Source organism: Pseudomonas agronomica (genome assembly GCF_025917275.1).
Lineage (GTDB): Bacteria > Pseudomonadota > Gammaproteobacteria > Pseudomonadales > Pseudomonadaceae > Aquipseudomonas > Aquipseudomonas agronomica.
The window spans coordinates 1-15,193 of the sequence record NZ_JAOSHO010000089.1; the positions used below are offsets into that span (position 1 = coordinate 1).

Annotated in this window: 5 protein-coding genes; 4 read left to right on the top strand and 1 reads right to left on the bottom strand. The window is 61.4% G+C overall.

Annotated features, from left to right (window positions below):
* Positions 1 to 161 precede the first annotated feature (161 nt).
* Positions 162 to 4,595, top strand: a complete 4,434-nt coding sequence (locus OC610_RS09585; protein ID WP_264427589.1) for a SpvB/TcaC N-terminal domain-containing protein — start codon at positions 162 to 164, stop codon at positions 4,593 to 4,595.
* A gap of 29 nt (positions 4,596 to 4,624) precedes the next feature.
* The gene (locus tag OC610_RS29620; RefSeq protein WP_264427590.1) at positions 4,625 to 7,357 is read left to right on the top strand and encodes an RHS repeat-associated core domain-containing protein; all 2,733 of its coding nucleotides are present in this window, start codon (positions 4,625 to 4,627) and stop codon (positions 7,355 to 7,357) included.
* A gap of 45 nt (positions 7,358 to 7,402) precedes the next feature.
* Here OC610_RS29620 and OC610_RS09595 read toward each other — a convergent pair whose 3' ends face one another.
* Positions 7,403 to 11,917: an NEL-type E3 ubiquitin ligase domain-containing protein gene (locus OC610_RS09595; RefSeq protein ID WP_332880469.1), complete on the bottom strand. Its 4,515-nt coding sequence runs from the start codon at positions 11,915 to 11,917 to the stop codon at positions 7,403 to 7,405.
* A gap of 162 nt (positions 11,918 to 12,079) precedes the next feature.
* Between OC610_RS09595 and OC610_RS09600 the strand changes: the two genes are divergently transcribed.
* Positions 12,080 to 13,846, top strand: coding sequence for a sensor histidine kinase (locus OC610_RS09600; protein WP_264427592.1), 1,767 nt, complete (start codon positions 12,080 to 12,082; stop codon positions 13,844 to 13,846).
* A complete protein-coding gene (locus OC610_RS09605; RefSeq protein WP_264427593.1) occupies positions 13,839 to 15,164 on the top strand; it encodes a sigma-54-dependent transcriptional regulator in 1,326 nt (441 codons plus the stop codon). The genes OC610_RS09600 and OC610_RS09605 overlap by 8 nt, the downstream gene beginning before the upstream one ends.
* Positions 15,165 to 15,193: the final 29 nt, after the last annotated feature.

The window sequence follows — 15,193 nt, forward strand, 5'->3', positions numbered from 1 at the left end:
CTCGCCACAGGGTGTGTCCCCTCTGGTCTTGCTTGAGCAACGCCATTCATCGGCCAAGCCCGCCCACCTGTCAGATCTGACAGGTTACAGCCCCGCTCTCCCTTGGCATCCTCGTCCTGGCCAGGCATCACGCCTGGTGCTGATCAAAGGGATGAACGTCCATGGCAGAGCAAGCGCCCCTACAGATCATCACACCCACCATCGCCGGCAGTGCATCGATCGCCACCCTCGGCAACAGTCTCGGCCCGGTGGGCACCCGGGGCGCCGCCTCGTTTGCGTTGCCGCTGCCCGTGTCGAGTGCTCGCCACCTGACGCCAGCCTTGACCCTGCAATACAACAGCCAGAGCGGCAATGGCCCGTTTGGTATCGGCATGCAGTTGCCGATCCCCAGCATTGCTCGCAAGACCAGCAAAGGCGTGCCGCATTACGGTGAAGACGACGTCATGGTCGGTCCCGACGGGGTGGATCGCTGGCCTGATCTCGAAGGACAGACCCATCGCAAGATCGGCGACCGTACGTTCGCCGTGGTGCGTTATTTTCCCAGGATCGAAAGCACATTCGACGTCTACGAACGCTGGACGTCCATCGACAGCCTGCCGTTCTGGCGAGTGCAGGGCAGCAATGGGCACCTGTATTGCTATGGGAACAGCGAAGCGTCGCGCATTGCTGATCCCACCCCGGGGAAACCGACACGCATCGCCGAATGGTTGCTGCTGGAGGAGGTCAGCCCGCTGGGCGAGCACATCTATTACGAGTACGCAGCCGACCCCGCCGAGTCCGAAGGCGACCACGACTACAGCGCCCAGCGCTACCTGCGACGGGTGTGCTATGGCAATGCGGCGGCCAGCGAAACCTTCTACTGCTTCGAATCGGCGGACCCGGCCTCCTTGCCCTGGCACTTCCATCTGCTATTCGACTACGGACAGCGCACCCTCCAGCTCGATGAAAAACCGGCATGGACAGCCGACGAAGACGCCTGGCAACCGCGCACCGACCCGCTCCATGCCTACCGATGCGGTTTCGAAATCGGTACACGGCGCTTGTGTCATCAAGTGTTGATGTTCCACCACCTCCCCGCCGAAGCGAGCACCGAACCCGCGCTGGTGCGTCGATTGCTCTTGGAATACACCGCGACCGAGCTGGGCTACAGCACGCTGACCGCCGCCCATTATCAAGATTGGGACGCCGACGGCCGGGTCGAAAACAGCCCCCCCGTCGAATTGCACTACAGCGAATTCGAGCTGAACCAGGAACCCGAGACGTTCCTGGCCCTCGAGACAATGCCCGCCCTGGAAGATGGCCTGCGTTATCAATGCGTCGACTTGTACGGCGAAGGCGTTCCGGGCTTCTTGTGCCGATACGGCAACGGTTGGTATTACTGCGAACCCGAGCGCGGGATGACCGGCGACAGCAACGAGATCGGCTATAGCCCTTGGACGCTCCTGCCGAGTATTCCGGTGGCGACCGACCGTTCAACGGTGATGCAATTGCTCACTGACCTGACCGGCAGCGGCCGCCTCAACTGGATCATCGCCCAGCCCGGCTCGAGCGGCTTCTATACGCTGAACCCGGACCGCAGTTGGTCGACCGTCAGCGATTTCAAGCGTTTCCCCACGGAGTTCCTGCACCCCGCCGCGCAACTGGGCGACCTGGCTGGCGACGGGTTGCGGTCGCTGGCGGTGATCGGCCCGAAAAGCGTGCGCCTCTATGCCAATCTTCGCGAACAAGGCTTCGCCGCTGGCGTGGACGTTCCCCATGAACCGGACAGCGACCTGCCCCTGTTCAGCGACGTGCGCAGCGAGTTGGTGTTTTTTGGCAATATGCTCGGCAGCGACAGCACAGAGCTGTGTCGTATTCGCTTCAATGAGGTCAAGTGTTGGCCGAATCTGGGTCACGGGCGCTTCGGCAAGGGTTTCGTCGTGAGCCCCCTGCCCTTCAACTATGACGAATTCGATGCGGAGCGGGTGCGGATCGCCGACCTGGATGGCTCCGGGGCGCCCGCGTTGATTTACCTGCTAAGCGATTGTTTCGAGATCTACTTCAACCGTGGCGGCAATGGTCTGGAGCAGACACCCCTGCGGGTGTCCTGGCCCGAGGGCCTGCGCTATGACCGCCTTTGCCAGGTCACCCTGGTCGATCTGCAAGGCCTGGGCTGTGCCAGCCTGATCCTGAGCGTTCCCCATCACACGCCGGACCTGAAACCACGCCATTGGCGCTACGATTTCGTCGCCTCAAGGCCCTACCTGCTCAGCGCCACGAACAACAACATGGGTTGCAGCAGTACGCTGGCCTACCGCAGCAGTGCGCAGTTCTGGCTGGATGAAAAAGCCGAGCTGCTCGATCGCCGCCAACCATCGATCTGCTATCTACCCATGGCCCTCCCACTGGTGGCGCGCCAACAACAACTGGACGAGATCACCGGTAACTGCCTGACCCAACACTTCAGCTATTTTGAAGGCGACTACGACAGTTATCACCGCGAGTTCCGTGGCTTCGGCCGGCTGTATCAGCTTGACAGCGAAGTCCCCGCCGCTGGAACCGACGACAGCTTCACCGCTCCCGTGCTGGTCAAGACCTGGTTCCACACCGGCCGCACCGTCGACCCACCGCTCAAGGATTGTTTCGGGATCGACGGCGACGCCCCGCCGCTGGGGCCCACGCTGCTGGCCCGGTTCCACGAACGGGACCACTTCGACCAGATCATCACCCCCGACCCGGAGACCGCCCGGGAAATGGCCTATGCCTTGGGTGGCCAGGTACTGCGCAGCGAAACCCACCACGCCGAATCGATGGCCATGCTTGCGCCCTACACCGTGACGCAACAGCGTTACCTGTTGCGCCAACCCCATGAAGGCCAAAAGAGCTTGCTGGTCCTGGCGCTGGAAACCGTCAGCCATCAATACGACGGTTTCATCAACGACCCGCAAGCCCAGCACGGCATCAACCTGGCCTGGGACCACTACGGCCAGCTGACGCATGGTTTCCTGGTCAATTACGCGCGACGCCTGACAGCGGACGATGAGCCGCCCTTCGACGATGAGGATGAGAACACCTGGTGGCGCGATGCGCACGACGATCAACAGCAGGTGTACCACCTGACCGAAAGCCTGGCCGACCATCAACACCTTATCGATGAAGAAGGACTACGCCAGCGACTGGGCCTGCCCTGGCGTGCCCGGACCAATGGACTGCAGCGCCCCAAAGGGCTACTCCCGGACGGCCTTACGCCACAACAGGTCAGCTACGAAGGCTTGCTTGAACATCAGGGCTCACCGGCCTGGATAACCGCCCGTGTGCTGATCGCCCTGGAGGAACAGACCTACCTGCGCGATGGATCAGCCAAGATCCTGTTCCAGGCCTTGCGCGGTCCGTTGCAAGTGGCCGAGTTCGACAAGCAGGCGTTGGACGCCTACGACGTCGTGCCTGGATCGTTCAACATCCGCGAGGAATTGGAAACGATTGGCTTCGAGCCCATGGAGCTTTTCCTGCCTGAAGATCCAGGCGAGGATAGCGCCCGGAACCTGTGGTCAAAACAAGTCGGCTTCGCCACGTACCTGCCGCTGGAAGGTTTCTTCCATGTCAGTGCGTTGCAGGAAACCCAGAGTCATGGCGTGACCACCACCGAGTACGACGTCTATTACCTGATGCCCGTCGCCGTAACACTGCCGGACGGCTGCACGACCCACGTCGAATACGACTACCACTCGCTCCTGCCACGAAAAATCATCGACGCCAACGACAATGTCCAAGAGGCTCTTTATGGCCCGGCCGGCGTGCCTTTGGCAGTCACCTTTCACGGCACCGAGAATGGCGCTCCGGCAGGTTTCGATTCCATCGAGGCTTATGACCCGCCCGAAGACTTGTCTCCCGCTTACGCCATTGAAAATCCGGTGGACACCCTGGGCACCATGGCCAGCGCCGTGCGGACCGAATATATGAGCTGGATGGGCACGCTTGACTGGGCGCCGGTCTTGCCGCAGCTGCGCGATGGATGGATCAATGCTCGCCATGTACTGCCCAGCGGCCACATTCGCGCCTCGGCGCGTGCTCGCCTGGCCCTGCTGAAAACGAGGACTGCGGGCGAGGAAATGCTCTGGGCACTGATCCAGGCGACAGATCGGGAACCGGCCCACAGCGTAGTGCTGAGTGCCGATCGCTACCCGGGCGATCCATTGCGCCAGATCCGCATTGCCCTCAGCGCTGTCGATGGCTTTGGCCGCTCCTTGCAAGCCAAGCAACGGGTCGAGGCAGGGAGAGCCTATGCCGTGGCCGAAAATGGCTCGCTGCTGCTGGACGATAAAGGCAAACCGATACAGCATGAGGCCGACCCTCGTTGGCGCGTCAGCGAACGGGTCGAGTACAACAACAAAGGTCTGGTGACACGGGTCTATCGCCCTTATTTCGCCGATGCCTGGCGCTACATCAACGATGCTTCATTGCGCGAACACGGCTACCACGATCAGCAGTTCTACGATCCGCCCGGACGGCTGGTCAAGGTCATCAATGCCAAGGGGCATGAGGCCTGGCACGTCTATCATCCGTGGTACCAGTGTAACCACGATTACAACGATACGGATCCGGGGACAGCGCCGTGAATGCGCAGGTTCATCGAAAGACACCAGTCGTGGCGGTTTTCGACGGGCGGGCCGGACCGGTCCGGCGAGTGGACTATTTACGCGACGCGAGAAGCGAAGAAACCCAAACGCTGGTCACAGCCCAGGCGTATGACGTTGCCGGACGCATCGTCGATCAATGGGACCCGCGATTCCACGGGACGCAAACAGTCAACCTGCACAGCCTCTATAGCCTGTCAGGCACACCGCTGCGCACTGAAAGCATTGACGCGGGCCTGCGTTGCGAATTGCCCGGCCTGGCCGGCCAGCGCCTGCGCAGTTGGGACGCACGCGGCAACGCGCAGCAGACCGAATACGACTCGCAATTGCGCCCCACGCTGATCCGCGAGCGCGGCCAGGCCTGGGCCACGGTTGGTCGCCTGCGCTACGGCAACCGTTCGAATGAAAACGCCTTGCACAATCGATGCAGTCGCCTGGTGGAGCATTACGACACGGCCGGGCTGGTCATCGTTGACGATTATTCGCTGACCGGCCTGCCCCTGCACCAGGGGCAACGTTTCCTGGATACGCTGGAATTGCCCGACTGGCCGGAAGACGAGACAGGACGCGAACGTTTGCTGGAGCCTGACCGCTACGACAGCCGTTGGCGCTACGACGCCTTGGGTGATGCCGTGGAACTGACGAATGCCAAGGGGCATCGGCAACACATCGAGCTTGACGTTGCCGGTCAGCCCAAGCGTGTGCGTTTGCAATGGGCCGGCTCCCCCGTCGCCGAGCTGATCAGCGATCAATTCAGCTACAGCGCCGAAGGGCAGCGTCAAGCGTGCACAACCGGCAACGGCATCACGACTACGTTCGACTACGACCCGGTCAACGGACGCCTGACTGAGCTCAAGGCCATGAAGGGCAGCGATGTCCATCAGCACCTCGGCTATCGCTACGATCCGGTGGGCAACGTCACGTCCATCACCGATCACACCCATGCCGTGCGCTACCACGCCAACCAGCGCAGCGAAGGCATTCGCACCTTCGCCTATGACAGCCTGTATCGCCTGGAAAGCGCCACGGGACTGGAAATTCCCGGAGCGAGCATGCAACCGGGGTTGCCGGGGCTGGTCCCGCCATCCGACCTGTCCCTGCGGACCCCATACACCCAACGCTACGAGTACGACCGGGGCGGCAACCTGGAAAAACTGGTTCACGCCAGCGCAGCCCCAGGCCAGGCCCACACCCTGCACCTGACCATGGACTCATCGAGCAACCGGTGCCTGCAATGGCACAAGGGCGCCCCCCCTATTGGCGATGACCTGGACTTCGATGCCGGCGGCAATCAACTGACCCTGCCCTCCTCCGGACAGCACCTGACGTGGAACTGGCGCAATCAATTGCAGAAGGTGACCCAAGTACTTCGCCGAGACGCCGAAGACGATGCCGAGCATTACACCTATAACGCCCAGGGCATCCGCATGCGCAAGTTGCGAACCACCCAAGCCGCCTCCGTCACCCATGTGCGCGATGTGCGTTATCTACCGGGCCTGGAGATCCGCACCCTGGACGACAGCGAAGAACTCCACGCCTGCACGCTGCAAGGCCCGGCGTCCAACGTGCACGCGCTCCACTGGGCCAAGGGCCGGCCGACTGAAATCGAGCAAGGCCAGGTGCGCTATAGCCTGGAGGATCACCTGGGCTCGCTGGCCATGGAACTGGACCAGGACGCAAGGCTCATCAGCCACGAAGGTTATTATCCGTTTGGCGGCACGGCGTGGTGGGCGGCCGATTCCCAGGTGCAGGCCAGTTATAAGACGGTTCGTTATTCCGGCAAGGAGCGCGATAGCGCGGGGCTTTATTACTACGGCTTTCGTTATTACGCACCCTGGATGATGCGCTGGATCAACCCGGACCCGGCGGGGCCGGTGGATGGGTTGAATCTGTATGCGATGGTGGGGAATAACCCGCTGTCCTACGTTGACCTGACAGGGCTCGACAGGAAGAAACGCATAGAGGCTTTCCGCGACGACAATACCGCTCGGGTCGCGTACGTGACGACCGCTTATAACAAATTAAAGGAAAGATTTGAGCAGGAGGCGGACGCGAAGAAAATCAGACCCGCACAGAAACCAAAATTCATTGCCACGGCGTTGAATAAAACAGATGACCCAGGCAAGGCGTTCACCAAAACGGCACTCAACAACAAATTGGTTGCGTTTGCAGCCGTCCTGAACCCCACTAACAACGACGCTGTTCGAGATTTTTATAACAAGGACGTTTCTCCCAGCGGCGCCCAGCCGTTCATAGGCATGCAACAATACAGCGAGATTGACGGTAGCTATGGACAGCCATTCTCGCTGGGGGCCTCTAAGATCAGGGACCTTAACCTTTTTGTCGGGGCCCTGGAGACTGAATACCAACGTCCCGATAACGTACAGGGCAGAAACAACCCGTTGCATCAGGAGACGATTGAAGAGATCAAAACACATGTGATAGCCAGTCACTACATCGTACCGATTTCTGCGGGTGTGCCCGGAGCGCACGCCGAGGTGCAAGCGTTGAACTTCGCCAGAAACAAGTGGGGGGCCGACATAGTAGAGTCCGGAGAAATCGTTATCGACACGCGATTATTGCGAAGTGGCGACAAGCAGGGTGACAACTTCATTACGTGTTTTAATTGCGCGGGAATTATTCCCACGCACGTTGAGATCATAAGCGGACGAACGGAGCGCGATTACGTTAAGTACGAAAAGACGACCTCGGCTATTCCTGAAGAATTTCTAACACAGAGATGATGGCGTCCGTCGATAGCGGCCCGATACTTCAAGGCCGCCGTCCCATTACGCTTCTGTTCTATTCAAGATCTCTTCAGTCAGACGTCTGTGCAGTGTTTTCCTGTCGTCGCCCAGAAGGGTGATTTGTCTGGCATATTCATCGCCCGTCAAGGCTCGGCCCTCCCACGACTCAAGCAAGGCATCGGCCTTCGCAGCGAAAATCCTTTCGTTTTCCTCGATGTCGATTGGATATCGATGCCGGAGGTAAACCTGCCAGAAGTCTTGCCCGATGATCTGATTAACCCGCCCGTCGCCCATCTCCAGTTCCAAAACAGTTCGATAAGCATCTTCCAGCATGTGCTCATCGACCCCGGAAAGCTCACCAAACAACATGCCCTCGGACTGCCAAGGCAAGGCCAATTGTTTAGCAAGACCGGTTTGATAGGCCAGGTACGTTTCCACCTCATCGATCGTTCCGGTTATATCTCCTTCATCATCGAGCGCCTGGAAATGCTCCCCGGCAGCCAGTCTTTGCTGGATGGCGGCCCGCGCAATTTCATTCAGTTGATCAAGGCGCGACTTGCCCTGGGCTAGCGCTACGAGCTTGGCTTCAATCTCCTGCACAGAGGCCGAACGGTAGGCTTCATGAATCAGAACCTTGATTCCCATCTCGTTGAATATCTGGGAGCCGGCATCGGCACAAGAGTCTGGATGCATCGCGACACGGAACAGTTCCTGGCGCAGCTCAGTGTTTTCACCCATGGCCGCAAGCATCCGCCAGACCCGGCTGGTGAGTCCGAAGCGTCTTGAAAGGTCCGAGTAATCAGCGGACTCCGTCAGTTGTGCAAGCAGATCGAAGAAGCCTTGGGACCCAGCCTCCGCTTCAAGGTCGTCCCAACGTTGCCGCAAAACCTCGTTGGGCTCGGGCAGGTTCCCTTCGAGCCAATAGCGACGGCCCTCTTCGCCAGTGGGAGGGCGGGTACGGGCCGGATCGTACCCCACCGACCGGATATAGGCGTCGAGTTGAACGTGAACGTTATCCGCAAGCGCCTCCCTGTCCAACCAGGTCCTGGCGATCAAGCGAGCCTGCGGCCCCCCCTCCACCACCTGAGGCAATTGTTCGATCGGGTTACCGAGCAAACTCAGTTCAAAATCACGGGGCCGGGGCAATTCGAACAACCCGCTTGGCCATTCTCGAACACCGGTGTTCTGCAAATCCAATACCCTGAGCGCTGGCATCCGGCCAATATCCGGTACAGCGCCCAGGCGCGGGTTGTTATCGAGCCGGCAGACTTCAAGCAACGCCAACGTGCTCAGTTCCTCAACCCCTTTCGATGTCAGCCGGAGCTGGTTCGCCGAACAGCTCAACAACCTGAGGCCTCGCAGGTGAGGCAATGCCGGTGTCAGGTCCGTCAGTTCGTTATGGTCAAGGTACACTTCTCGCACATTGGGAAAATGCTCGAAAAAGGCGGAGAGGTCGCCGCGAACTTTCGCATACTTGAGGCGCACGACGGCCACATGTTCAAAACGGGCATTGAGGGGTGGTAGCGTCTCCAGAAACTGCTCTACCGTTTTGAAACTCAAATCCAGGGTTTGCTCACCCTGCGCTTGGCCCGGTTCGGAGGAAGGCGCGTATTTTCCCTGCCAGCTTTGCTTGATCGTCTTGGCGATATCGCCACGATGATATTCCTGGTTGTGGACCGAACGCTCTCCGGACGGCGAGCAAACCCAGCCGTCCAACACTTGATTCAATGCATTCCACTCCGTCTCTTGTCTGGACAGGAAGTCCATGACGTGGGCATCGGTAGAAAATGACTGCCTGAGATCAGAAAATATCTCGGTCGTGGCGGCCGGAAACAAATCCCTGAACCGCGCTTCCAGGCCCAAGGCATCACCCGTGCCAAGCAACCGCTCATCGAGCCGCGCATACCCTCGCTGCTTCCCGAGCAGACGCGCAGAAATCGACGATTCCACCACGCCCCCGGTACCGTCCAAGAGGTTTTTTCGAAACATTGCCCGTTCCAATGGCGCTCGCTGGACTGCCTGTCTCAGCAACCCTCCGTCGCCCAGGTTGTAACCCAACGTTCGACGCTCGGCCTCGGTCAGGGCATTCAGAACCTGCGTATAAAAATCCTCGGCGCTGTGCACGGAATTGCCTTGCTCGCCAAAAACCCGAGGTGTGGTTTCTTCCACCGGCGCAAGTACCTTGCGCACGGTCGATGACGACGGCCCAATGCTGTCGAGTAGCGGTCCGTCCGGCGCCCCTTCGCGAATCTCGATGCGCGCCTGCGCCGGCCATTCAGGCCACTGCGCCAGGCTGTGCAACGCCAGACGCCAGGTGTCGGGATTGCCCTTGGTGGGCAAATACAGACCTTCATAGGCCAGCGCAATCCGCCACTCGCCCATGGCCGTGCGGGCGGCTTGGCGCACCCGCAGAGGCAAGTGATGGCGCTCGCTCATTTGCTGGAGCTCCACCTCGGTGACGTCGATCAACAGCTCGTCCACCAGGGCGCGAGGCAGTTGGGGAAACGCTTCCTGCAAGACCTGGACATCGGCACCGACCGCGTCGTCGATCACCGGTCCGTTGGCTTCTTCAATCCCCCGTGCGGCCCTGAAACGTTTGATGGTCTCGGCCAGCAACACCGGAGGCCGGGCATGCTCGACATGCAACTGACGCAAGCTGGCCTCTTCGACGCCGCTGACGATGCGGATCTGTTCCAGGGTTTCGTCCGAAAATGAATCGACGCTGTGTCCCAGGCGCCGCATCAGTTTCGTACCCTGCCAGGCCAATGGACGTTCGGCCTCGTGGCCCCAGGCGCCGACCTCGTTATGGGCAAGCCGGGGCGCATACGCATCGGCCCGTACGGGGTGTTGAATGCGATAGGTGCCCGATGGGTCCCGTTCGACCACGTACTGTCGCCCATCGAGCAGCAGCACCTCTCGCGCCTGGTGAAGATAAAGGCCATTGGCTTGCGGTTGCGCCTGTGTGTCCAGGTCCAGCGACTGCGCATAGGGGGCGAGGTCCGGGTGCCATAGACGCGCCTGCCCGTCACGCCCTTGGACCACTTTCATCTGCGCGACAAACGATGAGGGTCGGGTTGAGCGTACGGCTCCCACCACCTTGCCCCCTGCGACGAAAACCCCCATCAGGGCCATGTTTTCAGCCACCCCGAGCAAGTGTGCGGCGGCTTCGGCACGTCGGCCCTGGGACCAGTCGACAATGCCCTCGAACGTTTCGTCGAGCAGTTGATAAACGGTGTAGACCAACAGGCCTTCGCCAAGTACCGGCACGAACGACGCTGCCGTGAAGGCCGCCAGTTCCAGCACCGTCTCGGCGACCTGCATGAAACTGTCCCAGCGAGCCCAGCGCGACTTGAGATCCTCGTCTCCCGTCGGCACAGCGAGCAGACGGGCATCCTGGATGATCTGGGCGAGTCGTCGCTCGTACCCATGCACCCATAGGTCGCCCTTCACCTGCCGGCTGGTCATTCGCAACGCGGGATTTTCCACCGGTTCACGCCGGGCCTTGAACAACTGCGCATTGAGGGCGGCAAAGAAACGCCCACGGTTGGCCAAGGGAATGAAGCGATTGAAAAACTGTTGGTAGCTCGCTGAACGTAATCGAACGGCCAGCGCTGTGAAGAACGCCGTGGTGGAACCGTACTGCCTGAGCGGATGCTCCGGATCGTCGGGGATATACACCACGACCGGTTCGGCCTGCCGGCTCTGCTCAAGGTCGGGCGCGAAAATGACGATACCGATCAGGAGCGTGTCGAGCAGGTAAAGGTCGTGGCCGTACTGCGGCTTGCCGCGATAACTTGCCGTTCGTTGGCCGACGCTCAGTGCCTGCAAGGTCCGATAACACTGCGGGCTGATATCGCCCCTGATCCGCGCGACGGCCGCTGCTGCCCGGAAGGCGTCCCTGTCATTGTTCTGGAGACACGCCTGCACAACAGCGCTGGCGACCGGCTCATCGAGCAAGTTGTTCTTCAGATACGCTTGATAGCGCCCACCGATGTCCAACTCCCGACAAAGCGCCACGAAGACCGGCAAGGCCAGCGTTTCGCCCATGGGCAAAATATCGAACTGCCCGGTGGCCGAGGGCCGGCTAATGAAACAGGACGCGTCGTCGAAAAAACCTGGGCGGGCCTCTTTCGCCTCGAAATTCTGCAGGGCCGCATCCAGCAGCGAAATGGTGCGGGTCCGGTACGCGACGAAGATGCCCTCCGGAACGTAGAGCCGCAAGTATGTCTGCCGAACATCCAGCGTGATATTGCAGCGCTGTTGCAACGCCGCGACCAGCAGCGGCTCGGCAAAGGCTTCGATCGACTGGAGCCGACCGAGCACTTGCTCCAGTTTTTGCCGGGATGTCCAACGGGCTTGCAAGGCGCTTTTGAGCTGCGCCTTATCCGCCGCGCCGGCCTGGGTTAACCCCGATGGCACTGGCCCGGCGGCGTGTATCAGCGCCGTTCGTTGTGGCGAGGAGAGCTTGGGCAGCCAGTCCGGTATCGCATGGACGAGCCATTCCTGAGGGTGGGTTGGCCGCGGTGTTTGCGATGCCAATATTTGCAGAGTCGTCATGTGTTGCAGTCATCCGTGACAAGTGAACCCTGACGCTAGACGACGTCCCCCGTCGTCACCAGCTCAAACGTGTTTCCGGACAAGACACGGCGACACGGCCTGTTTGGCGCCTGCGAGCAACATGCTATGGTTCGCCCCCGACTCCCACCGGTTTGCGCCTGCATGCTGCCGACTCCTCGTACCTTTCGCCTGATTGTCGCCATCGCGCTGATACTCCTCGGCGCCGCCCTGGCCGCCACCCTGGCCGTGCGCCACGCCGAACGCGAGGCGCTGGAAGAAGACGCCAGCCGCGCGAGCCAGCAACTGGCGCTGTACGCCAATTCGTTGCACACCTTGATCGAACGCTACCGCGCCCTGCCCGCCGTGCTTGCGCTGGACCCGGAGCTGCGTGACGCCTTGAAGGGGCCGGTCAACCCAGCGCAACAGGACGCCCTGAACCGCAAGCTGGAAAAGATCAACGGCGCCGCACAATCCTCGACATTGGAACTGCTGGACCACACCGGCCTGGCGGTCGCCGCCAGTAATTGGCAGTTGCCCAGCAGCTACGTCGGGCACAACTACGGTTTCCGTCCCTACTTCCTCCAGACCCGCACCCTGGGCACCGGGCGGTTCTATGCGGTGGGCGTGACCAGCGGCATTCCAGGTTATTTTCTGTCCAGTGCGGTGACCGGTGACAACGGTGAGTTCCTTGGCGCGATGGTGGTGAAACTGGAGTTCCCGGAGCTTGAGCGCGAATGGCGCCAGGGCAGCGACACCCTGTTGGTCAGCGATGCGCGGGGGATCATCTTCATCGCCAACCGCCCCGGCTGGCGCTATCGCCATCTACAACCCTTGACCGACAGCGACCGCGCGGAACTCAAGGCCACCCGCCAATACGACAAGCAACCGCTGCAACCCTTGGCCTTCGATCCGCTGCGGCGTTTTGACGACAGCAGCCACTTGTCACGGGTCGAGGCACCCGGCGGCGCGGCGGATTACCTGTGGGAATCCCTGCCGTTGACCAGCGAAGGCTGGACCTTGCACCTGCTACGCCGTCCGCAGATCGCTTTCGAAGACCTGCGCAACGCCGGCCTCGCCGCCGCCGGGTTGTGGCTGGCGCTGGTGTTTCTCCTGCTGTTTCTCAATCAGCGATGGCGCCTGGCAAGGCTGCGCCAGCGCAGCCGCGAGGAACTTGAACGGCTGGTGGATGAACGCACCCGCGAACTGCGCACCGCCCAGGACGGCTTGGTGCAATCAGCCAAGCTCGCCGCCCTGGGACAGATGTCCGCCGCGCTCGCCCACGAAATCAATCAACCGTTGACCGCCCAGCGCATGCAACTGGCCACCCTGCGCCTGCTGCTGGACCATGGCCGCGTCGACGATGCCTACAAAGCCCTCAAGCCGGTGGACGACATGCTGACCCGCATGGCCGCCCTCACCGGCCACCTGAAAACCTTCGCCCGCAAAAGCCCCAGCGGCCTGCGCGAACGCCTGGACCTGGCGGCGGTGGTGGATCAGGCCCTGCAATTGCTGGACACACGCCTGCGGGACGAAAACGTCAGTACCGTGTTGTACCTGACCCGTCCGGCGTGGGTGCGTGGCGACGCGATCCGCCTGGAACAGGTCCTGATCAACCTGTTGCGCAACGCCCTCGACGCCATGGTCGAGCAACCCCTCAAGCGCCTCGAAGTGCGCCTGGAGGCCGATGAGCAACTGTGGCGCCTGAGCGTCAGCGACAGCGGCACCGGGATCGCCGAAGAGCATCTGGCCCAGGTCTTCGATCCGTTCTTCACCACCAAGGCCGTGGGCGACGGCCTCGGCCTGGGGCTGGCGGTTTCGTTTGCGATCATCCATGAGTCCGGCGGCCGCTTGACGGCGGACAATCATGAACATGGCGCGGTATTCTGCGTGACCTTGCCCATCGATCAGGAGGCGCAATTGCATGCTTGACTCGGTCATGGTCGTCGATGACGAAAGCAGCATCCGCACGGCGGTCGAACAATGGCTGAGCCTGTCGGGGTTCCAGGTGCAGTTGTTCAGTCGCGCCGAAGAATGCCTGGCAAAGCTGCCGGAGAATTTCCCCGGGGTGATCCTCAGCGACGTGCGCATGCCCGGGCTGGGCGGCCTGGAGTTGCTGGCCGAAGTGCGCCGGCGGGACCCGGACCTGCCGGTGATCCTGCTGACCGGTCACGGTGACGTGCCGATGGCCGTGGAAGCCATGCGCGATGGTGCCTATGACTTTCTCGAAAAGCCCTTCAGCCCCGACGCACTGCTGGGCAGCTTGCGCCGGGCGCTGGACAAGCGCTTCCTGATTCTGGAAAACCGCCGGCTGCACGAACAGGCCGATGCCCGCGCCAAGCTGGACACCACCCTGCTTGGCGTCTCTCGCGCATTGCAGAACCTGCGTCGCCAGGTGCTGGACCTGGCGACGTTGCCGGTCAACGTGTTGATCCGCGGTGAAACCGGCAGCGGCAAGGAACTGGTCGCCCGCTGCCTGCACGACTTCGGCCCAAGGGCCAGCAAACCGTTCGTGGCCCTGAACTGCGCAGCGATTCCCGAACCGCTGTTCGAGGCCGAGCTGTTCGGCCATGAAAGCGGCGCCTTTACCGGTGCCCAAGGCAAGCGCATCGGCAAGCTTGAATATGCCGACGGCGGCACGCTGTTCCTCGATGAAATCGAAAGCATGCCGCTGGCCCAGCAAGCCAAGTTGCTGCGCGTGTTGCAGGAAAAGAAACTCGAACGCCTGGGTTCCAACCAGAGCATCAACGTCGACCTGCGCATCATTGCCGCCACCAAACCCGACTTGCTGGACGAAGCCCGGGCCGGGCGTTTTCGCGAAGACCTGGCCTATCGCCTGAACATCGCCGAGCTGCGCCTGCCGCCGCTGCGAGAACGACGCGAAGACGTTCCGCTGCTGTTCGAGCATTTCACCCACAGCGCCGCCGAACGCCTCGGCCGCCCCGCCGTCCCCTTGAGCGGCCCGCAGCTGAGCCATCTGCTCAGCCACGATTGGCCGGGCAATGTGCGCGAACTGGCCAACGTCGCCGAACGCCAGGTGCTGGGCCTGGATCAACTGCCCGCCCTGGACACCGAGCCGGGCCAGTCCCTCGCGGCCCAGCAGGAAGCCTTCGAAGCCCAATGCCTGCGCGCCGCCTTGACCCGGCACAGGGGTGATGTGAAAGCCGTGCTCGAAGAACTGCAACTGCCGCGCCGCACCTTCAATGAAAAAATGCAGCGGCATGGGTTGAGTCGGGAGATGTTTTTGTAAGGTCGCTGATGTGCGGTGCCTGACCGGCC

Excerpts from the sequence above, each read along its gene's own strand:
- OC610_RS09585 (WP_264427589.1), top strand. The coding sequence starts at position 162 with ATGGCAGAGCAAGCGCCCCTACAGATCATCACACCCACCATCGCCGGC.
- OC610_RS09595 (WP_332880469.1), bottom strand. The coding sequence starts at position 11,917 with ATGACGACTCTGCAAATATTGGCATCGCAAACACCGCGGCCAACCCAC.
- OC610_RS09600 (WP_264427592.1), top strand. The coding sequence starts at position 12,080 with ATGCTGCCGACTCCTCGTACCTTTCGCCTGATTGTCGCCATCGCGCTG.
- OC610_RS09605 (WP_264427593.1), top strand. The coding sequence starts at position 13,839 with ATGCTTGACTCGGTCATGGTCGTCGATGACGAAAGCAGCATCCGCACG.